Origin of the sequence: Bradyrhizobium sp. RT6a (genome assembly GCF_040547675.1) — a bacterium.
In the GTDB taxonomy this organism is placed as follows: Bacteria; Pseudomonadota; Alphaproteobacteria; order Rhizobiales; family Xanthobacteraceae; genus Bradyrhizobium.
On the sequence record NZ_JBEPQC010000005.1, the window covers coordinates 101,529 to 126,763 of the forward strand.

Consider the following 25,235-nt stretch of genomic DNA (forward strand, 5'->3'; position numbering starts at 1 on the left):
AGTCTCAAACTGGACATGCTGCTCTCCTTCATTTTCCTCATATGTGTCGATTGAAGCCGCAGCCCACCTATTGCCTCCTATCGCGAGTTGAGTGGACTTCCACGGTGGCTTGCCTCTCTTGGCCGTTTAAATCAGTCAACCCTCTGGAGGGCAGGCGCAATCGATGTGCCTCTCCAGAGCAGGGATCTCGTTATCTGGCCTCCATTGCGCGGATTTCGAGCGGCTCGGCCCGCGGATGTGTTCCTGATCGCTCAGCCGTAGTCAGGTCGATTTGGGATTCGTTGCCTGAATTCAAGCATGGCGCATGCAGATTTCTGGCGCTGAGAGACCTCCATGCTTTCGAGTATGAACCGCGCGATACGAAAAACGTACGACTTGCGGCTGTCGACGAATTCCAGCGTTCGACCGCTCAAAACTCGCAATACCCACGAGATACTCGAGCTGTCGTATCGAGCGGCCAAGCGTCGTTTGTTTGACAAGAGGTACGTCAGCCGCCTGTCGGAGACTTCCGAAGTCCGCGGCTATAACAGCATAGCGAAGTTGCCGAGGATCAAGGTTCGGAATTCGAGGTGCTTCGATAGACAGTCGCGAGCCTGGATCATCCATCGCACTTACCAAATTAAACGGTAACGAAGCTGTGCGCATGGACTGTGACGATTTTTAGTCGTGTGGGACGGCCCGCCAACGGCCGAGCACAGCCAGATGACCCACCGCGGGTCCCCCGGCTTTGCATGCTCAGCACATGCTCACATTCGGGATTGCGAAAGATGGGTCCGGTCGAGATCAATGCGCTGCTCGTGATCGACCGACTACGCACAAATGCCTGAGATTTGATGCATTTGCGAAGCTCTAAGCGCTCCCCTGTTACTGTGAGACGGTCGCCGCTCAAGGCGTCTTGCGGACCTGCATCGGGCTTACGTCATCGGCCGCTGCCATGCTGCAAGACGCGCTCAGATTGTAGCCCGAGCCGGGCGGATGTCATCCATCGCAAAACCAGGGCGTTTCATCAAACGATTCGATGTCTGTTGCGCGATGGAAGATCGTGACTCTAACTATCGATCAGGGCGGATGCTTTGAGACACGCCGTCCGACGTTACGCGCTGATCCGGGTATAGCCGGAGCTGTCGCGCTCACGTCGAGCTAGGCACCAACAACCGACGCACCTATTTGGTTTGGCTTGCGCCAACAAGGGAGTTTCCACCCTGCTCGAAAATCCGCATCTGAGCGCGCAAGATCGGTCCGACAAGGATGAGAGCATGTGCGCCTCCTGCGTTTTGGCCTTCGCGATTACACGAGGCGTTGCGCGTTGCGCCAGTCCGGGGATGTTGCGTCATCGTGACTGAAGCGCTAGCGCGCTCGCGCGCTACGCACGCGCCGAAGCGTTTCCTGCGCGTTGCGCGGCGATCCGGATTCGTCCCATTCGCGTGTCGGAGCGGCGCGCTCCGTCACGCTTTTGCGAAATCTGATTAGACTAGCTAGATCAGAGTCCAGCGGTCGATGGGCCTTTGGCGCGACTAGCTAGTGAGTGGTGGCGCAATCAGCTCTTCAGCCAACCGATAAGTCGGATTAGAGATGACCATCTGGAGAACGATAGCCTCATGCGATATCAAGCGGCTTCCGGAAGGGTGGCCTTTTTACAAAGGCGGACTAGCCAACGGCAAAACGCACGAGCGAGTTCGGGATTGTCACAGCGGTCGACGGCATAGGCCCGATAGTGCATGCCGCTGGGAGCACGTGATCCTGGTATCACATGTAGAGCGCCCCCGCGCACCAGATCGCTGACAATGATTTCGGGCGCTACCAGAAGGCATTTTCCCGTCATGACCGCCGGCAGAGCCAGGTAATTGTGATCATAACGCGCCCCCGAGCTTATGTCTTTAGTGGTCAGGTTCATCGCCCGAAGCCATGTGGGCAGTATGTCGGGCCTGGATGTGATATTCAGAATCGGCATTGCGCGAACAATCGAGAGGCCCTTACCATCGACGTGATTTGGAGAGCCCACACAGACCAATTGCTCGTTGTAGATTTCCCAATCGTCGGCCGGTTCGACGATGGAAAGATCGCGTGTAATCAGGATGTCGAAATCGTCGGAGGATATCGGCAGCGACAGTGAGCTGATCACATCCACGATGACGCCGCTCATTTCAGCGGAAAATGCTTGGAGATTCGGAATCAGAAGAGAGTACGCGAAGGTCGAAAGCGACGTGCGGACCACAAGCCGATTGACGTCTGGACGATCCCGCCGGCGCATTCTCTTAGCGGTGAAGCACACGGTGTCTAGCGGCTCGGCGACTGTGTTCGCAAAGAGCCGTCCGAATTCCGTCAATTCGCTCCGCTTGCCGCGTCGTTGCATGAGGTCTGTGCCCAGATGGTCCTGCAGCACGGCCAGGTAGCGGCTCACGGAACTCTGGGTCATTCCCAATGCGTGAGCCGCGCGCGTGACGCTTCCTTCTCGCGCGATCGTTACGAACACGCGGATCGCGTTGAGGGGCACTTCATTGTCTCCGGTGGCCATCTTCTATTCCAGAAAATTGTCGCCAGTTCTTGCTGGCAGCAGGCCACGACAAAATGAAAGTTCCCAGCACATTATTCGATGGTTATCGCCGGATTACTGCTTATAAACGATATATCGCGCGCAAAAACGGCCTAAGCCAAAATGAGCGGCGTAATGGCCTATCGCTGAAAACCTCGCCATTCGCGGCGCGGGCTAGAACGGATCAGCAAAGGAAGCGAGATTCGGCTGATTTAATCTCGTCCATCCTCTGAAGTCTAAAAATGTCCTCCACCGGCAGAATGTCCTTGTGAACGTTCTGGACGCCGCCATCGGCGATGATCCGGCGGAAGGTCTCCTGCATGCCAGTTGCAGCAGCGCGGATCCCGTAGTTGCCGTAGATCGTCATGCGAATATTGCCGAGTGCCTTGACGCGCTCGGTATTAAGTTCCGGGTAGGCGTTCGGCACGATCGCCAGCGGCACCGATCCGGTCCAGGCGCGTGAAAAGCTTTCGATCTCCGAAGGATCCTTCTTTTTCGAATGGATCAAGATCATGTCGGCGCCAGCGTCCACATAGGCTTGCGCACGCTCCAGGGCTTCGGTTTCGCCGAGGCCTGCGATCAGCGCTTCGGTGCGGGCAATCACGAGAAAATCCGGATCCTGTCTTGTCGTGACGGCGGCCGCGATTTTGCCCTTGAACTCCTCAATGCGCAGCAGTTCCTGGCGCCCACCGGCAACGAGGCTCGTCACTTTCGGAAAGGTCTTGTCTTCGATGACGACGGCACTCGCACCGGCCCGCTCGTATTCGCTGATCGCATGGATGACATTGATTGCGTTGCCGTAGCCGGTATCGATATCGGCGACGATCGGCAGCGTCGTGCGTCCGGCGATCGCCCGCAGCATGTCGAGATGCTGGGTCATCGAGATCAGGCTCATGTCCGGCAGGCCGTAAAGCGCCGACAACTCGAAGCCGGAGGCCCACAGGCCATCGAATCCGGCTTCTTCGGCGAGGATCGCCGAAAGCGGGCTGTGGGCGGCCATGATGTGGACAAGGCTGGTCTCGGCCATGCGAGCGCGAAGGCGTTTGGCAGGGGACATCTGCAGATCTTTCAGGACAGGGCTGCGCAGGCGGCGATGATGCGGTCGCAGGCGCGGGTGAGGTCCTCGAGCGATGAGGCGTAGGAAATGCGGATATATGGCGAGGCCATAAATCCGCTTCCGGGCACGACGGCTACGGCGAATGCGTCGAGCAGGTACATGGCAAAATCGGTGTCGGTTTCGATCACCTTGCCGCCCGGTGTGCGCTTGCCGATAACACCGGCGCAAGAGGGAAAAACGTAGAAGGCGCCGTCCGGCACGCGACATGAAAGCCCCGCGGCCTGGTTCAGCTTGGCAACGACGAGGTCGCGGCGCTGCAGAAAGGCGCTCGCGAATTCCTGGATATGCTTCCGCCCGCCGGACAGCGCCTCGATGGCGGCATATTGAGAAATCGAGCTGGTGTGCGAGGAGGTCTGGCCCTGAATGAGGTTCATGGCCTTGATCAGCGCCAGAGGCCCTGCGCCATAACCGACGCGCCAGCCAGTCATCGCGTCGGCCTTGGACACGCCGTTGACCGTCAGCGTGCGCTCGTGGAGGTCCGGCGCGACCGCCGCCATGGTAGCAAAGTCGGCGTTGTAGGTGAGCTTTTCATAAATATCGTCGGAGAGCACATGGACATGGCCATGGCGGCGCAACACCGCAGCGAGCGCGAGCAATTCGCCTCGGCTGTACACCACACCAGTCGGGTTGGACGGCGAGTTCAGCATGAGCCACTTGGTGCGCGGCGTGATGGCAGCTTCGAGCGCCTCGGGGCGTAGCTTGAACCCATGGAATTCATCGCAGGCGACGAGAACCGGCTTGCCGCCAGCCAGCACCACCATATCGGGATAGGAGACCCAGCAGGGTGTCGGGATCACCACCTCGTCGCCCGGGTCGAGGGTGGCGAACAGCGCATTGAAGACGACCTGCTTGGCCCCACAGCCGACCGTAATTTGGTCGATGTCGTAGTCGAGCCCGTGATCGCGGCGGAAGCTCTCGCGGATCACTTTGCGCAGCGGCTTGATACCAGCGACCGCGGTGTATTTCGTCCGCCCATCGCGGATCGCCCGGATACCGGCTTCGCAGACAGCAGACGGCGTGTCGAAATCCGGTTCGCCCTGGCTGAGCGTGATCACATCGGCGCCCTGATCTTTCAGTTCGGCGGCGCGGGCCGTCATGGCCTTGGTTTCGGAGGGACGGACGGCATTGAGCCGTTCTGCAACGAGAGACAAGATAGAATACCTGCGAAGTTCGAAGCAAAAATTCCCGACGGCTTCTACTCGTTCCTTGACGGGTTAACCAATCAGATCATCGCGCTTTCAAATGAAGGCATCGAGAACTACGATCCTTTACGCCCGTCGCGTCGACATGCCTTTCTCGCAGGCGCGCCATCCAGCGGTCGAAGCCGCGAGCAAGACAAGATCAGAACACTGATGACGTTGGTCACGGCTCGTCGCACCTCGGACAAGTGAGACTGAAGATTTGAACGAGCGCGCCTAGAAAAACATTGTGAAATAGGTGCGCACGCCGGTGCGGTGCGCTTCCGTTTTGTCGCGCCGATGCATGCGCTCCGCAGTTAACAGGATCGCTCGCTTAGCGAGGGCGTCGGCGGAGGCCGACAATTCGCTGTTCGGCTGCCCAACTCGGCGACCTTTGACCCGAGATAGTTTTCCCGACAGCGAGGATGCTGGCCGAAACTCCGGCTGATACCGAGCCTTTGCCACCCGCGTCGCCCACGAGACCTTTCCACCAAAGTTGCGCACCGCAATCACCGAATGCACTTATTGTCCGTCATTCTCCCCAAGAGCGGAACACGTCATCGCATCTGCGGATGCACATATCGAATTATTCGATGGGCGTCATCCGACTGTAGCAGTACGAGTTTCTAAGGTCCGGCACGCCAGCGTACACGGCCAAACGGGATGATCTCGGTGCCGTGCTTTGCAGGGGTTTTCATGACGATGTGGAGGTAACGGCGATGGCATCCGTATCGATCGACAGCATCCATAAGAATTACGGCGCGACATCCGTCTTGCGTGGTGTTTCGCTGTCGATAGCGGATGGCGAGTTCCTGACGCTGTTGGGACCATCGGGGTGTGGGAAGTCGACGCTGCTGCGTATCCTGGCGGGACTCGAGGTGCAGGATGCAGGTTCGCTCTCGATTGGCGAGCGGGCGGTCGACAACCTCAGGCCGAAGTGCCGGGACGTAGCGATGGTGTTCCAGTCTTACGCGCTCTATCCCCATATGACGGTTGCCTCCAACATGGGCCTGCCGCTTCGAATGCGCCGGCTCTCGACCTTTCAGAGGCTTCCACTTCTGGGCCGCCTGCTGCCGGGAACGGCGCGGATCGCTGCCGAGATCGACGCGGAAGTCACCCGTACGGCCAAGTCCCTCGGCATCGGCCACCTGCTGGCCCGCAAACCGGGGCAGCTCTCCGGCGGCCAGCGCCAGCGCGTGGCGGTCGGCCGGGCAATGGTGCGTCATCCGGCTGTTTTCCTGATGGATGAGCCGCTGTCCAACCTCGACGCCAAGCTCCGTGTGCAGATGCGTGCCGAAATCAAGGAACTGCACCAGCGGCTCGGGGTCACCTTCGTCTATGTCACTCATGACCAAGCCGAGGCCATGACGCTGTCGGACCGCGTGGCTGTGATGCTCGAAGGCGAGTTGTTGCAGGTCGCTCCGCCGCAGGAGATCTATGCCGATCCGGACGACCGGCGCGTCGCCGAATTCATCGGTTCGCCCAAGATCAACATGCTCGACGGTGTGGTGCGCGAACGTGGCCTGATCGATGTGGCCGGATCGACGCTTGCTATCGGGGCTGATGCGCTTGCCGGAGCGCATCTCACGCTCGGCATTCGCCCCGAGGCTTTTCATCTCGCCGAACGCGGCGGGCAGGGCGCACTGACCGGTTTCGTGCGCATGATCGAGCATATGGGCTCCGATCTCTTCGTCCATCTCGATCTGGCGGGCGGCGATCATCCGTTGATCGCAAGGCTGCTCGCCGAACGGGCGCCTGATATCGCCCCCGGCCAGACCCTACACGTCGGCGTCAGGCCAGATAGTGTGCTTCTGTTTGATCGTAACGGGCGGCGTTTGCGCCAAGAAGTCGAATCCGGCCGGGCATCGGTCACGCCGATCCGGGAGGTAGCCCGATGAGCGAGCCTCTTGCTCTTACCGGCGCTCCTAACGAGCCATCTGCGACGGGTAGCGTTCGAGCACTCCCATCCCCCGCCGCCGCTCCGGCCCGCAGGCGGGCCTTTACAGAAGCGCTGGCGGCTTGGGCGCTGGCCGGGCCGGCGGTCTTCTTTCTGCTCGCCCTGTTCTTCCTGCCGGTGATCGGCGTCTTTGTCATCGCGCTCACCGACTGGCAGTTCGGCGCGCTGACGCTCTCCTTTGTCGGCCTCGCCAACTTCCGCGAGGTCTTCGCTGACGATGGTTTTAGGGCCTCGCTCGTCAACACAATCGTCTACGTTCTGATCGTCGTGCCGGGCACCCTCGTCTTTGGCCTTCTGATTGCGCTTCTGATCGAAAGCGGAAAGTCCTGCCACGCCTTTTACCGCGCCATCCACTTCCTGCCCTTCATGGCGACGCTCACGGCCATGGCGGTCGCTTGGGAAGCATTGCTGCATCCCACGATCGGCCTCGTCAACCAGACGCTCGCCGCCATCGGCCTGCCGACCGCCAACTGGCTGCGCGACGAGAATACGGCCCTCCCGGTGCTGGCCGTCATCGGTATCTGGCAGAACCTCGGCTACGCCATGGTGCTGTTTCTGGCCGGCCTGAAGAGCATCCCGCAGGATCTCTACGATGCTGCCGATATCGACGGTGCTGACCTTTGGCTCGACCGACTGCGCACCGTCACCTTGCCGCTGCTCGGGCCGGTCACGATGTTCGTCGTCATCGTCGTGGCGCTGAGGGCATTCGAGTCTTTCGACACCGTGAAAGTGCTTACCCGAGGCGGGCCCGGCCACGCATCTGAAATGCTGCTCTACACGCTATATCGGGAGAGCTTTGAGTATCTGCGCACCGGATATGGCGCCGCCGTTGCGGTCGTCTTTCTCGCCATCGTCGTGACCCTCACCCTCGCTCAAGCCCGGCTCATGGATAGGAAGGTGCATTACCAATGAGCATCAACATGCACCCCAACCGCTTGTTGCAGCCGTCCGCCATCGTCCGCCATGCGGTTCTGCTCACCACCGGCACGCTCATCCTCGTCCCTTTCGTCTGGATGGTGTCGCTGTCGATCAAGCCACCCGGCGAGATCTTCCGCGCCTCCTTCTCCTTCTGGCCAGCGCAATTCTATGGCGTCGAGAACTACACCAAGGCGCTCACCGAAGCGCCGCTGCCGCGCTATATGGGCAATGGCCTGATCGTTTGTGCTCTGATCCTCGGCCTTCAGATCCTCGTATGCGCCCCTTGCGCCTACGCGCTCGCCAAGCTTCGCTTTCCCGGCCGCGACCTGCTCTTCGCCATGGTGTTGATCGGCCTGCTGCTGCCGCACCAGGTGCTCTCGCTGCCGCTCTTCGTCCTCGGTTACCAGCTTGGCATTCTCAACACGTATGCTGCGCTTATCTTCCCTTATGTGGTCTCGCCCTTCGGCATCTTCCTGTTCCGCCAGTTCTTCAAGACCATTCCCGATGACGTGGTCCATGCCGCGCGGCTCGACGGTCTCTCAGAAATCGCGATCGTGTGGAAGATCATGGTGCCGATGGCGCTGCCGGCACTTGCCGCATTCTCGATCTTCTCAATTGTCGGCCATTGGAATGATCTGTTCTGGCCATTGATTGCGGTACGGGACGAATCCCTGATGCCTCCGCCCCTCGGAATCATGGCTTTCAAGAGCGAAGAGTCCGGCAATGACTACGGCCCGCTGATGGCCGCATCGACCCTTATCGTTCTCCCCCTGGTCGTCGCTTTCCTTGCCGCTCAAAAGTGGTTCGTCGAAGGAATGACTGGCGGAGCCGTCAAGTAGGATCGTGGAGCGCCAAATGGATCTCACCCGCAGGAAGGCCCTGATCGGGCTTTGTGTGGCGGCTGTCCCCGCGCCGCGGGCGGCGTCCGCCGCTCAGAGACCCCTGAGGAGTAGTGTGCCGATGGGCCTCCATCAGAAAATGATTGAGGAGCTCGGGGCACGATTTACCAAGGCCAATCCGGCCATTGCCGTCGAGTTCTTGGGCAAGGGCGATAATTGGGATCCCCTACTGCAGGTCACGCTTCGCGAGGGCCTCGTCAACGGTCTGCCCGATGCGACTTGGCAGTCGCTTGCCTATGCGCGCCTCCTTGCCCGTCGCGGCTACATACAACCACTCGATCCTTTGGCCGGTGGCCGGGCTGCCTTCACCGGACTCGGCCTCCCGGAGCCTCTGCTGGAATCAAACTCCGGCGATAGCGGCGTCCACGCGATGCCGTTCGGAACCACGATCCCTGTCGTTTACTACAACATGGATCTCCTGAAGCGGGCCGGGTACGCCGCCGCGCAGCCGCCCTCAACCTGGGACGAGATTATCGAGGTTGCCGGAAAGATCTCTGCACTCGACCGCACGATCACCGGCGGCTTCATTGAAAACGACGCGAGCAACGCCTGGATCTTCCAGAACCTGGTTGCAAGTTTCGGTGGGCGGATGATGACGCCCGATCTATCCGACGTGGCGTTCAATGCCCCCGAAGGCCGCAGCTCCCTGGAGCTTCTCTGGCGGTTTGGCGATGTGAGCGGGACGAACATGAGCCGCGAGCAGGCGCGGCAGGCGTTCAATGCCGGTGCTTGTGGCATTCTGATCAGATCAGCGAGCGGAACTACGTCCGTCTCCAAGGCCACCCAGGGACGCTTCGAGTTGATGGTCGGCCGGTTGCCCATCCCGAGCCCAAAGGGTCGCTTGGTGGGAGCTGGCCACGGATTCATGGTCTTCACCAAGGATACGGAACGACAGAAGGCGCTGTGGACTTTCTTCCGCTTCGCCGCAAGTGCCGAGGGCCAGATGATCCTTGCACGGCAGAGCGGCTACATGCCGGTCAACATGTCGGCGCTCGGGCAAGCCGATTTCCTCAAGGAGTATCTTCAGATCAATCCCTATCACCGTGCCATCGTTGAAGCCCTCGCGATCACCACGGATCAGTTCTCGTTCCCCAAAGACAACACGGTCAAGATCACCGACATGATGGCCGATGTCATGCGGGACGTCGTGGCGCATCGGACGAGGCCTGATGTCGCGCTGAAGGCGATGGCCGATCAGACCCGCAAGCTCCTGAGCTCCTGAGACGCTCTTCATCCAACCGGAAATCCCCATGACACTATCGTTCCGCCCAAGCGACATTCTGAACATGAGCGGCAATCTGCCGCCCAAGGTGCCGCATGTCTTCGATGAAGCCTATCGTGGCGCCGTTCAACGGGTTCTTGGCGAGTGCGAGCCGAATGATTTGATCGGTGCACATCAATTTCGCGGCAGCGATCGCGATCGCGCGCTTGGCGCCCGCTTTATTGGCCGCCGAATGCAGGACGTTCCAGCGGTGGACAGAGTGGTCGTTGCCAATGGCACGCAAAGCATCCTGATGATGCTGCTCGCCAGCCTCGTCGGCCCCAATCGACGCCTCGCTATCGAGACCCTGAGTTACCCGACGATGCGCACCTTCGCCCAGCATCTCGGTTTCCAGCTCTCACCGATCCCGATGGACGGCGAGGGCGCCCGGCCGGATGCCTTCGAGGCGATCTGCCGTGCCGATCGCCCAGCCGCCTATTATGCGATGCCGACGCTCCAGAATCCGACAACGGGAATGATGAGCCTCGAGCGGCGCAAGGCCATCGCTGAGATCTGCCGGCGCTACGAGGTCGCGATCATCGAGGACGACATTTACAGCCTGCTTCCCAAGGATATCCCCCCGCCATTATCGAGTTTTGCGCCGGAGATCTCCTGGTACGTGCTCGGCACCGCCAAGTCGCTGGCCGCTGCGCTGAAGATCGCCTACCTCGTTGCACCAAGTGCCGAGGCTGCGGCGGAGCGGCTCTGGCCGGGCGTGCGCGCCACCTACTGGATGTGCGCCCCCATGAACGGCGCGATCGTATCGTCTCTCATCGAAACCGGGGCTGTCGACGACATCATCGAGGCGGTGCGAGCCGAGACGCGTATTCGCCAATCCATGGTAATCGACAGCATTTCCAGCTCCGACCTTCGCAGCCGGCCTGATTGCCTCCACGTCTATCTCTCGCTACCCACAGATCGCCCGGCGCAGGAGTTCGTCGCCAAAGTGAGGGCGCTTGGCGTCGACGTCAGCCCCGCCGGCACATACGCCATGGACGATAGCCCTGCACCAAATGCAATTCGCTTTGGCACGGGCACGCCGCGCGATAGAGTTGCCTTCGAACGCGGGCTCTTCGCAATCACAGAAGTCTATCGTGGATAAAAGACACGTCATGAACGATAAAGCAAAACAAGCGTCCAAGATCTGGACCGATCTCGATATCGACGCGCCAGGCAAGCAGACCGGCTTTCTCTGGTTGCCACTGGCTGTGCACGATCGCTCCGGCGACGACGCCGGCTACAATTGCGAGCCGATTCCGATTGTGACGCTCCGTAACGGAGAAGGTCCGAGCGTGCTGCTGATGGCCGGCAATCACGGCAACGAATACGAAGGACAGATCATCCTGATGAAGCTGATCCGCACGCTGAAAGTGGAAGACGTGCGCGGCCGGCTGATTATTCTACCGGCTGCGAACGCGCCAGCCGTGCGGGGAGATCGGCGCAATTCCCCGCTCGATGACGGAAACCTGAACCGTCAGTTTCCCGGTGACCCCTCTGGGGGCCCGACCGCGATGATCGCCCATTTCATCGAGAGCGTCATCCTGCCGCGCGTCGAGTATGTCATCGACCTGCATTCGGGCAGTCTCACCGCCGAGTATCTGCCTTGTGCCGTCGTCGCCCGTCCTCCAAACCCGGATCACCTGGAGGAGGCGCTGACACGTCTGCGCGTGTTCGGCATGCCAGTCGGCATGATCATCGAACATTCAACCGGCGGCGATGGCGCGTTGATCGGCGCCTGCCGCCGCCAGGGCGTCAAACATCTGTCGACTGAGCTCGGCGGCGGCGGCGACGTCAACCGTGCTGCCGTGGAGATGGCAGAACATGGATTGGCGCGGCTCCTCCATCACATCGGAGCGACCAGCCGCGCCCTGACCGATCGGCGTGCGCCTGATTGTCGGTTCGTCGCACGCGTTCCCAGCCGCGACTATGTCTATGCCGACAGCAGCGAACGAGGGCTGTTCGAACCTCTGGTAGGCCTCAATGACACGGTCGAGGCCGGCCAGGTGGTCGGTAGAATCCACTTCACGACGACGCCCTGGCGAGACCCCGAGCCCGTAATCACCAGGACTGATGGACTCGTGCTCACAAGGCGAATCCCGGCGCGAACCGGGCGAGGCGATTGCGTCTTTGCTCTTGGCCGTGACTGGTCACCCGCCGGCACAAACTGAAGCATCTTGAGCAGGCCAAGCGGTGCGGCCCGCAGGCGGGCAAGTATCGGGGTTCATCACGTCACCTTCCTCACGACCGAGTTCAGGACATTCCATGTCTACGCAGAGCACCCGAAGCGGGCAGTCGGCCTCCACCGACTTGATCGATCCCGACATGGCGATCGCGATGGCAAAGTTGTCAGAAATGGTAAAAGCTGATGGCGGTCCGCCCTCCACGTTCGAGGGGGACCGAGACCAGCAAGCAAGGTTTGCGCCCTTCTGGAATGAAGGCTCACCAGAGATCGAAAAGGTCATACCTCTTTCGATCGAAGGCGCGCATGGCCCGCTCAAAGCCCGCCTCTACAAGAACGCTGCGGGACACCTGCCCGTGACGCTGTTCATGCATGGCGGCGGCTTCGTTCGGGGCTCGCTCGATCATTGCGATTGCATCTGCCGGAGAATGGCCGCAGAGGGAAAGCTCGCGGTGATCGCGACCGAGTACAGCCTAGCGCCCGAACATCCCTATCCCGCAGCGCTTGAGGACATCGTCAACGTGCTGGACTGGCTGTTTGCCTCAGCCGGCGACCATGATCTGGACGCCAGCCGGGTTTCCGTGACAGGCGGGTCGGCAGGTGCAACTCTTGCTTTGACGTCAACGCTCTGGCGGCGCGACGCAGGCAAGAAGTTGCCCGTCGGCATGGCGCTATTCTACGGCGGCTATGACATCACGAATACCGGGCGCGAGAGCTATCGTCTCTTCGGGAACGGACAGTTCGGAATGTCGAAGGCTCGCGTCGAGCACTATATCCATGCCCTCGTGCCTGAGGGAACATCGCCATCTGATCCCTATCTCGCACCGCTTCACGCGGATCTGAGGAGCTTGCCGCCGATCTGGATGGGGATCGCCGAGCTCGACGTGCTCCGCGATGACCAGCTCGAGATGGCTCACCGGCTCGAGGCGGCAGGCGTTTTGGTCGATGTTCAGCGATATGAGGGGCTGATCCACGGCTTTGCCAATCGCGTTCGTCTTGTCCCCCGCGCTGACGATGCCATCAGAACGGCCTCACGATTTTTGGCAAACCTGAAGGCAAGAGACATCTGAGCGGCGAGCAGCAGCTGGCCCGCTCCAAAATTCAAGCTCGCTCTCGCCTTCTGCTAACTTCAGCCTTGATCAGGACGCACCCAACATGTTCAAGCGACCGCTTCTTCTGCTGCTCTTCCTGATGGGTGCGTGTATCCAGCAGGCTGAAGCAGCCGGTATCGACGTCATCTCACTCGGTTCGCTGGTGCCGCCTCAGCTAATCGAGACGTTCAAGTCCGAGCACCCGGAGATCAAGGTAACGGTGCGGCCGCCGGCGACTGACTATGACGACCTTACCCAGCGCTTGCTCCGCGACACCGTTACCGGGACAGCTCCTGACGTCATTTTTCAGGGCTACAACCGCTCTGAACTGACCATACGCCGGGGCCTGGTCCTCCCACTGTCGCCGTTCCTGACCGAGGATAAACCCTGGGCTGAGAGCAGTTACCACGCGATCTCGGACGATCTGTGCCGGACTGACGGGAAGCTTTATGGGCTGCCGTTTATCATCTCGGTTCCAATCATTTATTACAACGCCGAACTCGTGCGGCAGGCGGGAGGCGATCCTGACCACCTTCCCCAGACCTGGCCTGAGATAACAGCTCTCGCGGCTAAGATCACCGCGCTTGGCGCCAACCGGATCGGCGGCTTTTTCGACTACGCCGCGGCCGGCAACTGGACCTTCATGGCGCTGATCGAATCGCAAGGGGGGCGGATGATGTCCGCCGACGACCGCTCGATCACGTTCAACGGACCGGACGGACTGCGCGCCCTCGAAATCGTCCGCGATTTCGGCAAGGCTGGCCAGGTGGATATGCCTCGCGAACAGGCCTACCAGGCGTTCTCGGCCGGAACGATCGGAATGATCGTGACCTCGAGTGGATTCCTCAAGACTCAGCTTAAACAGGTGAAGTTTGATTTGCGGACAACGCCTATTCCGATCGTGGACAAGGGCAGGCTCCCGGTCGGCGGCAACTGCGTGATGATGGTCACCCGCAAGCCCGAGCACCAGAAAGCGGCCTGGACGTTCATGAAGTTCGTGGCGAGCCCGCCGGCACAAAGCATCGTCTCGGACGTAACGAGCTATTTGCCCGGCAACCAAATAGCCATCGCAGCGCTCGAGGCTTTGACGCCGCCCACCGACCCGCGGATCGCCGCGATCCGGGCGGCCGGCAAAGCGGGCGGATGGTATTCCTTCCCCGGCGACAACTCGCTTCGAATAACGGACCGGATTCGCCTGCTGCTGCAGGATGTGGTGACGCTGCGCCGCTCACCCGAGGACGCCATGAAGGCGATGACCGAGGCGGTCCAGCAGCTGCTTCCAAAATGAATTCGACGCTGAAAGCGGGGGCCTTTGCCCAATCTTACCGCTCACATCAGGCGAGGCGAGGGTGCAAGCAAGCACCGACCCGGGTCGTCTCGCATGCAATCATCGCCAGCTTGCAATCCTGCATCAGATTCAAGCTGTCCCAGGTGCGGATCTTGCTGATCCCAGAAGCCGCAGCGACAAGACTACGCTCTCGTTCCCGGAGGCAATTGCCATGAGTGATTCAGTTTGCAACGTTCGATATCATGGTGTTGCCGCCTATGAAATCGTAGCTGCCGACGGCAGGCGGATTCTGCTTGACCCGTTCTTTGCCGGCAATCCAGCCTCTCTGGTCAAGGCCGAAGATTTTGAGCGTGTCGACCTCATCCTTGTCACGCATGCGGCCCGCGATCACCTCGGGGACACGCCGGCGATTGCGAAACTTACGGGTGCAACGGTCCTGTGCGGCAATGAGGTCCAGGCCTATCTCCGGGCAATGGACGTTCCGGCATCCCAGATTAGGCCGACAGCCTGGGGCATGCGCCTCGAGATTGCAGGATTTGAGATCCAGACGCTGGAATGCCGGCACTGCTCGGGCGCGACAATGCCGGACGGATCTTTCGTTTCCGGCATTCCCCTGGCCTTCATCATCGAGCTCGGAGCGGGCGTGCGCTGGTATCATCCCGGTGACACCTCCTTGTTCTCCGACATGCGCCTGCAGGGCGAGCTCTACCAGCCGACCATCGGATCGCTCGGTATTGCCAATCCGAGCGGCATTGCAGATCCAAGGCCCGGCCGCAAACTCACCACGGATCTTTCGCCGCGGGAAGGCGTCCTGGCAGCGCAGTGGCTTGGCCTGAAGACGGTTCTGCCATGTCACTACACCGATCCCGACGATCCGCTGGTCCATCAATTCCAGCGCTGCCTGGCTGATGCGAAAGCTGCGGGTGAGAGCGTCCCTGAATCGCTGGTCTTGGCCCCCGGAGATTGGATTAGCCTTGATGCGAGCGGGTGCATCAGGCGGCGTGAGAAGGCTTGAGGCGAACAGCGCCAGCATGTTCGAGCCGGCGGCCGGATCGGGATCCTAACCTTGGTCACGTGCGAGAAAGAACGGATTTGAAAGATGCTTGAATCACCTCGGATTCTCGTGGTCAGCTTTGACGGCCTGCGCCCCGATCTGATCAGCCAGGAACTCACCCCCAATTTGTGGCGACTGAAAGCGGCTGGCCTGACGCTTGCCAATCACCGCACGGTGTATCCGAGTGAAACCCGTTCTGCCTTCCCAAGCTTGGTAACAGGCGCAACGCCAGACCGCCACGGAATGGTCGGCAACAAATATGTCGATCGCACCACCCTGCCGCCTCGCTATATCGACACGTCCGATGCGGTTCTCTTGCGTGAACTCGATGTCGCGAGCGGTGGGCTTTTGTTTTCGGCGCCTTCGCTTGGCGAGCTCCTGGCGAAGAGTGGCCGGAGCCTTGCCGTCTTGTCGACGAATACGCCCGGCACGACGCGGCTGTTTCACCACAAAGCCGAGGACCTTGGTCACGTCCGTCTCTCCGGTCACTTCCGCGAGGCATGCACGCCCTCCGACGTCCTCGCTGACATCGAAGCCCAGCTCGGGCCCTTGCCTCCCGCGCCTCCCAAGATCGAGCCCGACCGCGCCGGCCAGAATTGGATAACATCGGCCTTCCTCGACTATGTCTGGCCCAGATGCCGTCCGGATGTCACGATCCTCTCATTCGGCGAGCCCGACGTCACCTCGCATTTCCACGGCACGGGAGCCGATCAGACCAGGTCCATCATCGCATATTGCGACCGCCAGTTCGGCCGCGTGCTCGACTGGTGGGACGATGAGGGGAGGTCGGCCGGCGTCCAGCTATTCGCCCTGTCCGATCATGGCCATATCACGGGCCATACGCGGATCTCCGTGGCGGGCAGCCTGCGGGCGGCAGGATTTTCTCCGGGTACGGCGCCTGGTCCCGGTGTCGACGTCGTGGTCGTTCCCGGGCAAGTTGGCGCACTCTATCTTGATGAGATGGATGAGGCGACACTCGCGCGGCTGGTCGCAAGCCTTACGGCCGAGCTGTGGTGCGGCCCGATCTTCACGCGGGCCAGGGACGAGGTCAACGGGATTGCGCCGGGCAGCCTCTCGAAGCGGCTCGTCTTTGCCGACCATATTCGCGCGCCGGACGTTGCGTTTTCCTTCCGCACGGACGACAGCGATGATGCCTTCGGCCTTGAGGGAGGCACATTCTACGACAATGATCGCCGCACTGGCCTCGGCCTGCATGGTGGCCTTCATCCGAAAGAGCTTGCAGCAGTCGGGATCCTCGCAGGGACCGCGGTTCCGTGCAGCGGGGCCTCGTCTTCTTTGCCGTCCGGAATCTGCGACATCGCGCCCACCATTCTCCATCTGCTTGGAGTTTCGGCCACGCCGACGATGAGCGGGCGAGTGCTCCACGAGGCCCTCGCATTGGCGCCAAATCTCATCTACCCGCGCGAGGAAGTCTTTGAGGCCCGGCTTGGGGACTATCGCCAGATTCTCCGGCGCGAGCATGTTGGCGGTGCGAGCTATATCGCCGGCGGCTGGATCGAATGTTGAGGCGCTGAGACGCCAAGCCCCGCAATCCAGCGGATTTCTCTGGCTTCTGTCGTGAGGATGACCCTCTGCTTGATAAGGGAACCTGGACAGCCGCTGACGAGCAGTGGAGGGCCGTCCGCTTCCGTCTCACAAACAAGGAGGCTGGGAACGTCAGAATTCCAGGAGAGGAAGAAGCCGGCGTAGCTCGCAGACCGGTCGAATCCACGTCCACTCACTGCGGGTGTGCACCGCCTCCAAACCGACGCGCCGAGAACGGCCCAGGATCGACGCAAGGCGTTTTCTCACTGATGATCTCCGCGACGATGCGGCCCGTCACGGGGGCGGCAGTCATGCCGATATGGCCGTGTCCGAAGGCATAAATCACATCCGCGCATTTGCTTGCTGAGCCTATGACCGGGATGCCGTCGGGCGTAGAGGGGCGGTGCCCCATCCAAAACGTTTGCCGATTGTGAGGCAAAGTCTTCGGCATGCCCGGAAATGCGTTGAGCGCGAAATCGCGAAGGACGTGCGCTCGCGTCCAATTCGGCTTAGCCCGTAGACTCGCCAATTCGACCTGTCCGGTCACGCGCAAGCCGGAAGGTGTGGTGGTGGTGGCGAGCTTTCCGTCGGTGAACAAGATCCGGCTCTTCAGCTTGATTTCCGGGTCTTGAATGACGGCGTGATAGCCGCGCTCGCTCTCCAGAAAGACGCGGTCGCCCAGCCCTCGAACGAGCTCCTTCGACCAGGCCCCGGCCGCGATAACAGCTCGATCGCATGCGAGCTCACCGTCGGCTGTCTGAACCGCCTGGAGCCGACCGCTCTTGATCCGAAAGCCCCTTGCTCGTCCTTTGCGGATCGTTGCACCTCGTCGGCACGCGTGGTCAACAAGGGCCGCGACGTATCGTCCGGGATCAACACATACGCTTCCGTCCACGGCTATGGCAAAGGTGTAGCGGGGGTCGAGGTCAGGCTCTAGCGAGGATAGCTGTCCCTGATCCAACTCGCGCCATGTCGTGCCGTTCTGCCGTCTGAGGCGCCACGCAAGCGCATTGGCGTCAAAATCGCTTCTTTTCCGGAACACATGAAGAAGGCTTGTGTCCTGCAGCAAATCTGGCACGCCAGCCTCTTGCGCCAATTTGCGATGCCGTTCGGCACAATCCGATATCAGACCAGAAATGGCTGCCGCTGTTCTTCCGACCCGCTCGATGGTCGAGCCAGAATGAAGGAAGCGCCACAACCATGGAAGCAGGCCCGGAAGATAGCGCCAGTGGATCGTCAGCGGCCCGAGCGGATCCATGAGGTAGCCAGGAACATGTCGCCAAAGGCCGGGGACAGACGTTGGAACGACGAGGCTGCGGCTGATCCAGCCTCCATTGCCATAGCTCGCCGCATGATCACCGCCGATCTCCCCGGGCTCAAGAATCGTGACCTGATGGCCTTCGCGCAGCAACTCGATTGCGGTCGCAGCGCCGACAATGCCGGCGCCAATCACCACGACATTTCGCTCAGATTGGTGCATCAATCGCACCGCCATCTGCCCTCGCAGCCAGCAGCATGATCTCCACAAGGGTGGCACCGACCAGCTGAGCGCCGACGCAGGTCCGCTGCGGCCAATGGCAGGGATCATCACCTATCCACCTGCACCACGCCTCGTCAAACGAGGCCTTGTGGCTCAAATCCGACAGGTAGATCGTGGCGGAAAGAATCCGCTGCTTGTCGGTGCCGAGCTCCGCCAAAAGGCGATCGAGCTTCATGAAAATGTCGGCAGATTGCTCCGAAATGCTTGCAGTCTTTCGGTCTGGGATCGTGGCGACCCAGACCAACTCACGATAAGCAGTTCCGGCGTTTCGGCCGATAGCTTTGCCGCGCAGCCGATCGATGACATGGGCACGCTCAGACACGGGACATCTCCTTTATTTTGACAGTTGATGGCGCAGGTTCTCCGGATGCGTCGCTGCGCTGCCGCGGCACTTCCGCAATGTTGATGATGAGATTGAGCGAGGCGTCAACTTCGGCCTTGCAGTGAGGTCCGATGATGGTTGTCGACTCGCGTTCTTCGACGACCGCAGGCCCCTCGAACCGCATTCCTGGACCGAGCCGATAGCGATCGAGGACATCGGCCGTTACAAATCCGGTCTCGGGGAAATAGACCATCCTTGAGCCTTTGTGGGGTCCGGCCTCGACGCGGTCGGGAGCCGAGAACTGCAATGACACCTCGGGCGCTGGACCGACGGCGGCAAGCCGCCACGTCAGCGCTTCAATCGCAATCCCGGCGATGCTTCGCCCAAACCGGATCTCATAGGCTTTCCGGAAACTGCCGCCGAGCATATCTGCGGTCCGTGCGTCCAGGATACCATCCGGAACGTCGACTGGGATCTCGAAACCCTGTCCCAGATGGCGCATGTCGACGCAGCGTCGAAAGCCGATGGCTTCAGATGCAATGCCGCTCCGGGTCAGAAAACGACTTGCCTCCTGCTCCATGGCTTCGAGCAAGGCGTTGACGCGCTGCCAATCCAGATCCGCAACACGGCCGGCATAACTGCGCGCCAGGTTGATCGCCGGCGCGGCCACCAGAAAGCCAAGCGCGGACATCACTCCTGCGCCTAGTGGAACGACTACACGCTTCACCCCGAGCAGCTTGGCGAGCGAATGCGCGTGGACGGGACCTGCACCACCAAAGGCGAGAAGCGCATATCGACGCGGATCGCGGCCCTTCTCTGCGATGTACATCCGCGTTGCGGCCGCCATGTTTTCATCGACAATCCTGCGGATGCCAATCGCGGCCTGCAGGACGTCAATATTCAGGGGGGCGGCGACATGCTCGTGCAGCGCACGCTGCACGGCATCTATATCGAGCTCCATCTCCCCGCCGAGGAAGTAGGTCGGCGAGAGGTACCCAAGGACAAGGTCGGCATCCGTGACCGTTGGACGCCTGCCTCCGCGTCCGTAGCACACCGGCCCCGGCTCGGATCCCGCGCTCTGAGGCCCGACCTTGAGCAGGCCCATCTGGTCGATGCGAGCGATCGACCCGCCTCCGGCACCGATTTCGATCAGGTCGATGACAGGGATTTTGAGAGGAAGCCCCGATCCCTTCTGGAACCGGCTGACCCTGGCCGCCTCGAACTGGTTCGATCGTTCGGGCTGACCAGCCTCAATGAGGCACATTTTTGCAGTCGTGCCTCCCATGTCGAAGGAGATCAGATCAGGGATCTGAGTGATCCGGCTGTAGAAGGCGGCAGCGGTCGCTCCGGCGGCGGGGCCCGACTCGATGAGATGAATGGGTTGTGCCTCGGCAGCCTCGATACCTGTGAGACCCCCACCCGACAACATCAGAGACAGCGAGCCAGCAAAGCCGGCCTCGCGTAGTCTGCTATCGAGCCGCGTCAGATAGCGGTTCATCATGGGCTGAACATATGCGTTGGCGCATGCCGTGTTGGCTCGCTCGTATTCGCGAATCTCTGGTGAAATCTCGTGAGAGAGGGTGATCGGCACTCCTGGCAGTTCGGATTGCAAAATCTGCCTCGCACGCTCTTCATGAACCGCATTGGCATAGCTGTGCAAGAAACAGACAGCGATGGCCTCGACATCATTCGCCTTGAACTCCTGGGCGGCAGCCCGGACGCTGGCTTCCTCGAGCTCCAGGAGAATCTCGCCCGCCGCATTGATTCGTTCGCCGGCTTCCTGGCGCAGGCGTCGACAGACCAGTGGCTCCGGCCGGCGCAAAAACAAATCGTGCCGGTCGTGGCGGATTTCCTTGCCGAGTTCAAGACTGTCGCGGAAACCTCGTGTGGTCAGAAGGCCGACCTTGGCGCCCCGTCGCTCGATGATGGTGTTGGTGACCAGCGTCGTACCGTGCACGAGATCGTCGACGCTCTCTATCGAGCGGCCAGATTCCTTCGCAATTCGCTCGAGCCCCCCCAAGATCGCGCGGCTTGGGTCGGCATGTGTGGTCAGACGCTTGCCTAGAAAGATCTTCCCCGTATTCTGGTCGACGAGAACGAGGTCAGTGAAGGTGCCACCGACGTCGACGCCCGTCCGAACCTTGCAAGTTTCACTCCCGACGTTACTCACCTGCGATCTCCTCGAGCCGTACGCCGTAGTGATGCTGCAAACCCTCCACCGTCACATACCCCTCTTCCAGATCCAAAAGCATGTCGGCGCGCGTCCGCTTCTTGGGATCTCCGAAGCCGCCGGCACCGGCGTAACGCAAGATCAAGCGCTGCCCTGGCGCGAGCAGACTGCGAGATTTTGGATGCGGCTGCGATCCATCCCTCAGCCGAATGGCAACTGGTGCGCCGTCCCGTCCACCCATCAGACCCTCGGGTGGGTGTTTCTGTCGGTCAGCCATGAGGGAAAGCTGGATATCTCCAGCGGAAACCACCTCGACCTCAATTTCCTGGCCCAGTCCCCCGCGGTACTGGCCAGCTCCACCGGAGTCCGCGATGAGCTCCTTGCGCCAAACGATCAATGGCGCCGCCGCTTCGAATGCCTCGATGCTTCCAGAGCCCGTGTTGGTCGGAAATGGCGTACAGGAATGACCATCGGAGTGAGCGCTTGCTCCCATTCCGCCGCTGCCAAACAAGACTTGGGAGAAGCGGTTTCCAAAGCGATCGATGCCGCTGTAGACCGAACGCAGGGTTGGGGCAGTCCCTGACTCGGCGACGACCTTGTCGGGGATGACCTGAGCGAGGCATTTATAGATCGCGCCCGCAAGCAGATGGGCTGTGAGCTGCCGCGCATTACACGCTGCAGGGTGAACCGGGTTGAGAATGCTCCCTTCCGGGGCTGTAACCCTAATCGAGCGGTAGGATCCCTCGTTACGAGGAGTCGTAGGATCGAGCGCGCATTTCAATGGATACACTGAAAGCGCATAGGTGAAGTTCATGACGGAGTTCAGACCACGGCCAATCTGCTTCGAGCTACCTGCATAGTCGACGTGAAGCTGCGAGCCCGCAACGGTCACTCCGCATGCGATCCGCGTCTCCTCATTGTCATAGCCATCGGCTGTGAGGACGGCGCGATAAGTTCCATCGGGTACCGCCTCTATCGCGGATCGCATCGCCCTGTCGGCGCGATCCTGCAATGCAGCCGAGATCGCGGTCAGATCTTGAAGGCCGGAGGCCTCGAGAAATTCGCCAAGCTTGCGTGCGCAGACTGCGTGCGCAGCAACCTGCGCGTAGACATCACCCAGAACCTGCTCCGGTACTCTGACGTTGGCGCGAATGAGGCAGGCGAGGTCCCGATTTTCCTGTCCTTGCCGCAGGAATTTGGTTGGCGGAATGCGTACTCCTTCCTCGAACACTTCCCGGCAATCTGCTGAAAACAGCGCGCCGCCGATATCGGGCAGATGAGCAATGGATCCAGAAAATCCGACCAGCCGGCCGTGATGGAAGATGGGCGCGAGCATTGCCAGATCCAGCAGGTGACCCGCGGTCATCCAGGGATCGTTGGTGACGATGCAATCCCCGTCCTGCCAGTCCTCGATCGGTATGTGAGCCAGGCATTGGCGCAGGGTTCTGGGCAGAATTCCGACAAACGACGGGGTCCCGACATTTGTATCGGCGATACTGGCCCCTTCTGCATCCATCAGGACCACTGTGAAATCGTTGGATTCGCGAACGACGGTGGAGAATGCAGTCCGAAGCAACGCAACCGCAGCCTCATCCACCACTGACAGCAATCGATTCCAGAAGATCTCAAGCTCGATTGGATCGAAGTCGACATTCGCCCTCATGTGCTTGTCCGCAAACTTTTGAAACCACCAAATAACGCGCAAGCGCGCTGTACTTCCTCGTGAAGGTCTGCGAGATGAGACATGGTGGCGCTTGCGCCACGTGCTCCGACGAAGAAAAAATGTCCACCCGGCAGGTGCCTGACCAGGCGCCGCGGCAGGTCGATGATACGCTCACGGAGACGAAGCCAATCATGCGTGGAGAGCTGCGCGGGGGCGACCTTCGCCACGACATTGTGCAGAAGGCCCTGGACGGTGATGGATCCCCAGACCGCTTCATCGGCAAGAGCGTGCCGGTAGTCCCGTGAGTCCATGGGAACAACCGCAGCGCATATAGGATAATCGTCGCCCGAGAACGAGCGGGCCTCACGAAGCGCGCAAGACAACTCTTGATATGTCTGTCCTTCAAAAAACCGGTCCAGCTCTGGTCCCCACAAGGCCGTAGGGACATTGGTCCGGTAGAGAGACCTGAACAGGTCCGGATCGACGACACTGCGCCCTTCCAGATTCGCGATTGCGAGTAGCTCTTGCTGCCAGCGCTCGTCCCTGGTCAGGCCATCCCTCGTTCCGGCCGAGAGATCCCAGAGTCCGTTCGGCAACATTCGTTCCGGTGGGATCGGTCCGCCGTCTAGGCGAGGGAAGGGGGGCGTTGCGCAGAAGGAAACGAAGCACGCGAGGGCAAGCCCCTTCAGGCGCAGCGCACGGGTCAGCGCAAAAACGAGCTTGCCACCCATGCTCCAGCCACAGGCAATGATCGGCCGTTTTGGACCACTGCCCAATGTCTCCGCGACGAGTGTTGCAAGCGCCGCCGCCCAGTCGTCCAATGTCAGATCTGGCTTGGATGTCGTGAGCGCCGGATGATCGCCGGGATAGGTGGCAGTCAACAGACCCCATCCTACCCTCTCGAGCCAATGATCGAGGAAATCGCTCGCGTTTGCGCCTGGGTGGCCGTAGGCAATGCGCGCCATAACACCCCCGCCAGTGAGAAACAGCACGAGCGGTTTGCCCACGTCTCCTGGCCTGCAGTAGGCAAGCACCGGCACGAGTCCAATGGCTGACCGATGCTCGCCTTTGAATAGCGCTGCCCGGCAGTGCCTTAATTGCTGTTGATCAGTCATTGCGGGCTTCACCTCAGGTGCCGCAGGTGCATACGAGGCGGCGCACTAGAGCAGCTTCCTGGTTTGCTCGGCCATATCAGCCAAGGCTTGCTTCGGCTCTGAACGTTGCGTGACAACCTTGCGCATTTCCTCGGCCATCATGTCGACGATCTTGACGGTGTTGTCGCTCGGAAATGAAAACTGATCGCCCGTTATCGACATCCGCTCGACGACAGAGCGGTGATATGGATGATCGGCAAAATAGGAGTCGAGAAACTTCGAATCGTTCAGAGCGATCATGTTGATCGGCAGGTAGCCGGTGTGTTTCGCAAGGATGGCCTGGCCATCGCGATCCGCCGCAAAGCGGATGAAGTCCCAGACCCGCCGCTGGCGCTCTGGATCCTTGGTGAACATGAAGAAGCCGTGCCCGGCTCCAATAAGCCTTCCCTGCGGACTGGGGACAGGCAGCTGGCCGACCTGCAACTCGAACTTTCCTGAAGCTGTCTTGGCTACCGAGTTGATGCCGCTTGCAGTTCGGATATGGATCCCGCTGATTCCGGAATTGAACGCCTGGCGCGCCTGGTCCTGCGTCATGTCGACATTGTTGGTCCGGCCGAATTTTGCAAGTATCTCGAGTGCCTGCAGCCCTTCAGGCCCGGCAAACGCGATTTGCGTCTGCTCGGGATTCATCATGCGGCCGCCGAGCGTGCCGAGAATGTTCTGCAACATCCACGCGTTGGTGGACATATACTCGATATATCCGCCATTGACGCCTTCACCGAGCGAGGCAACCTGCTTTCCGATCGCGGCGATTTCGTCCCAAGACGATGGCAGCTCGTTTTTGGAGTAGCCGGCCCGCCTCAACAGCGTCATATTGTAATAAATGACGGGAATGGTCGTCCCGAAGGGCAGAGAATAGGACTTTCCTCTGACCTGAGTTGCATCGATCAAGGGCTGCGAAAGTCCGATGGCGGACAGGGCTTTGACGTCTCCCGTGAATGCGTCCATCGGTTGCGATATGCCGCGCTTTGCGAGAATCCCTGCATAGGTAAGGGACTGCCACGTCGCATCCGGTAAATCACCGACCAAAGCCGAGCGAAGCGTGCTTTGCAAGAGCGGATCCCAGTTTTCGCCGCCGGCGATGAAGTCGATCCGTACGCCAGAATACTTGGCGGAAAATTGCTGCCCAAGCTCGGCAAGCATCTTGAGATAGGCCGGTGCGCCGTGGCTGATCGTCAGCTTGGTGGTCGCGGCACGGACGATCGCAGGAACGGCGAGTGAGCCGATTGCGCTAGCAGCAGCCAGCAGCACTTTTCGACGTGTGGTCCGCATCGCGTCATCCCCAGAGGTTTCGCCTGATCTCGTCTGGCGCGCCAGTTTCAAGCACCGAGTGGTGTGGCGGCCCATCTCTCGTTCAGCCTGGAGT

Annotated in this window: 21 protein-coding genes; 10 read left to right on the forward strand and 11 right to left on the reverse strand. The window is 60.6% G+C overall.

All coding sequences use genetic code 11. The features are described from left to right. Positions 1 to 291: 291 nt before the first annotated feature. The 5 genes from ABIC03_RS25910 to ABIC03_RS25930 form a co-directional block, all read right to left on the reverse strand. Entirely contained in the window at positions 292 to 645 is a 354-nt protein-coding gene (locus ABIC03_RS25910) for a helix-turn-helix domain-containing protein (RefSeq protein WP_354062162.1), read from the reverse strand. Positions 646 to 1,606: 961 nt separating this feature from the next. Further along, the gene (locus tag ABIC03_RS25915; protein ID WP_354062164.1) at positions 1,607 to 2,515 is read right to left on the reverse strand and encodes a LysR family transcriptional regulator; all 909 of its coding nucleotides are present in this window, start codon (positions 2,513 to 2,515) and stop codon (positions 1,607 to 1,609) included. A 202-nt stretch (positions 2,516 to 2,717) separates the two neighbouring features. After that, complete coding sequence (locus tag ABIC03_RS25920; RefSeq protein ID WP_354062166.1) at positions 2,718 to 3,590, reverse strand: isocitrate lyase/phosphoenolpyruvate mutase family protein; 873 nt, start codon at positions 3,588 to 3,590, stop codon at positions 2,718 to 2,720. An 11-nt stretch (positions 3,591 to 3,601) separates the two neighbouring features. After that, positions 3,602 to 4,747: a pyridoxal phosphate-dependent aminotransferase gene (locus ABIC03_RS25925; protein ID WP_502917344.1), complete on the reverse strand. Its 1,146-nt coding sequence runs from the start codon at positions 4,745 to 4,747 to the stop codon at positions 3,602 to 3,604. A 318-nt stretch (positions 4,748 to 5,065) separates the two neighbouring features. Continuing rightward, the gene (locus ABIC03_RS25930; RefSeq protein ID WP_354062170.1) at positions 5,066 to 5,350 is read right to left on the reverse strand and encodes a hypothetical protein; all 285 of its coding nucleotides are present in this window, start codon (positions 5,348 to 5,350) and stop codon (positions 5,066 to 5,068) included. Between the two features lie 197 nt (positions 5,351 to 5,547). On the opposite strand from ABIC03_RS25930, the gene ABIC03_RS25935 reads away from it, so the two are divergent. From ABIC03_RS25935 to ABIC03_RS25980, 10 genes are all read left to right on the forward strand, one after another. After that, positions 5,548 to 6,726: an ABC transporter ATP-binding protein gene (locus ABIC03_RS25935; RefSeq protein ID WP_354062172.1), complete on the forward strand. Its 1,179-nt coding sequence runs from the start codon at positions 5,548 to 5,550 to the stop codon at positions 6,724 to 6,726. Then, on the forward strand, positions 6,723 to 7,697 hold the full coding sequence (locus tag ABIC03_RS25940) for a carbohydrate ABC transporter permease (RefSeq protein ID WP_354062174.1): 975 nt from the start codon (positions 6,723 to 6,725) through the stop codon (positions 7,695 to 7,697). Before ABIC03_RS25935 ends, ABIC03_RS25940 begins: the two co-directional genes overlap by 4 nt. Further along, positions 7,694 to 8,542 (forward strand): carbohydrate ABC transporter permease, encoded by an 849-nt coding sequence (locus ABIC03_RS25945; RefSeq protein ID WP_283018129.1) that lies wholly within the window; start codon positions 7,694 to 7,696, stop codon positions 8,540 to 8,542. Before ABIC03_RS25940 ends, ABIC03_RS25945 begins: the two co-directional genes overlap by 4 nt. A 16-nt stretch (positions 8,543 to 8,558) precedes the next feature. Further along, entirely contained in the window at positions 8,559 to 9,824 is a 1,266-nt protein-coding gene (locus ABIC03_RS25950) for an extracellular solute-binding protein (RefSeq protein ID WP_354062176.1), read from the forward strand. A gap of 259 nt (positions 9,825 to 10,083) precedes the next feature. After that, positions 10,084 to 10,965 carry an aminotransferase-like domain-containing protein gene (locus tag ABIC03_RS25955; protein WP_346283413.1) on the forward strand — a complete coding sequence of 294 codons (882 nt, stop codon included), beginning with the start codon at positions 10,084 to 10,086 and terminating at the stop codon, positions 10,963 to 10,965. Next, positions 10,877 to 12,031, forward strand: coding sequence for a succinylglutamate desuccinylase/aspartoacylase family protein (locus ABIC03_RS25960; protein WP_354062178.1), 1,155 nt, complete (start codon positions 10,877 to 10,879; stop codon positions 12,029 to 12,031). The genes ABIC03_RS25955 and ABIC03_RS25960 overlap by 89 nt, the downstream gene beginning before the upstream one ends. Positions 12,032 to 12,170: 139 nt before the next feature. Then, complete coding sequence (locus tag ABIC03_RS25965) at positions 12,171 to 13,112, forward strand: alpha/beta hydrolase (protein ID WP_354062180.1); 942 nt, start codon at positions 12,171 to 12,173, stop codon at positions 13,110 to 13,112. 85 nt (positions 13,113 to 13,197) lie between these two features. After that, positions 13,198 to 14,421 (forward strand): ABC transporter substrate-binding protein, encoded by a 1,224-nt coding sequence (locus ABIC03_RS25970; RefSeq protein ID WP_354062182.1) that lies wholly within the window; start codon positions 13,198 to 13,200, stop codon positions 14,419 to 14,421. 61 nt (positions 14,422 to 14,482) lie between these two features. Beyond that, positions 14,483 to 15,436, forward strand: coding sequence for an MBL fold metallo-hydrolase (locus ABIC03_RS25975; protein WP_354062184.1), 954 nt, complete (start codon positions 14,483 to 14,485; stop codon positions 15,434 to 15,436). Between the two features lie 84 nt (positions 15,437 to 15,520). Next, a complete protein-coding gene (locus ABIC03_RS25980; protein ID WP_354062186.1) occupies positions 15,521 to 17,002 on the forward strand; it encodes an alkaline phosphatase family protein in 1,482 nt (493 codons plus the stop codon). A gap of 211 nt (positions 17,003 to 17,213) precedes the next feature. Here ABIC03_RS25980 and ABIC03_RS25985 read toward each other — a convergent pair whose 3' ends face one another. The 6 genes from ABIC03_RS25985 to ABIC03_RS26010 are packed head-to-tail and all read right to left on the reverse strand — an operon-like array spanning position 17,214 to position 25,141. Then, complete coding sequence (locus tag ABIC03_RS25985) at positions 17,214 to 18,515, reverse strand: NAD(P)/FAD-dependent oxidoreductase (RefSeq protein WP_354062188.1); 1,302 nt, start codon at positions 18,513 to 18,515, stop codon at positions 17,214 to 17,216. After that, positions 18,487 to 18,882 carry a RidA family protein gene (locus tag ABIC03_RS25990; RefSeq protein WP_354062190.1) on the reverse strand — a complete coding sequence of 132 codons (396 nt, stop codon included), beginning with the start codon at positions 18,880 to 18,882 and terminating at the stop codon, positions 18,487 to 18,489. Before ABIC03_RS25990 ends, ABIC03_RS25985 begins: the two co-directional genes overlap by 29 nt. Next, positions 18,875 to 21,052: a hydantoinase/oxoprolinase family protein gene (locus ABIC03_RS25995; RefSeq protein WP_354062192.1), complete on the reverse strand. Its 2,178-nt coding sequence runs from the start codon at positions 21,050 to 21,052 to the stop codon at positions 18,875 to 18,877. Before ABIC03_RS25995 ends, ABIC03_RS25990 begins: the two co-directional genes overlap by 8 nt. Beyond that, entirely contained in the window at positions 21,045 to 22,715 is a 1,671-nt protein-coding gene (locus ABIC03_RS26000; RefSeq protein WP_354062194.1) for a hydantoinase B/oxoprolinase family protein, read from the reverse strand. Before ABIC03_RS26000 ends, ABIC03_RS25995 begins: the two co-directional genes overlap by 8 nt. Beyond that, positions 22,712 to 23,830: an alpha/beta fold hydrolase gene (locus ABIC03_RS26005; RefSeq protein ID WP_354062196.1), complete on the reverse strand. Its 1,119-nt coding sequence runs from the start codon at positions 23,828 to 23,830 to the stop codon at positions 22,712 to 22,714. Before ABIC03_RS26005 ends, ABIC03_RS26000 begins: the two co-directional genes overlap by 4 nt. Before the next feature lie 45 nt (positions 23,831 to 23,875). After that, the gene (locus ABIC03_RS26010) at positions 23,876 to 25,141 is read right to left on the reverse strand and encodes an extracellular solute-binding protein (protein WP_354062198.1); all 1,266 of its coding nucleotides are present in this window, start codon (positions 25,139 to 25,141) and stop codon (positions 23,876 to 23,878) included. Positions 25,142 to 25,235: the final 94 nt, after the last annotated feature.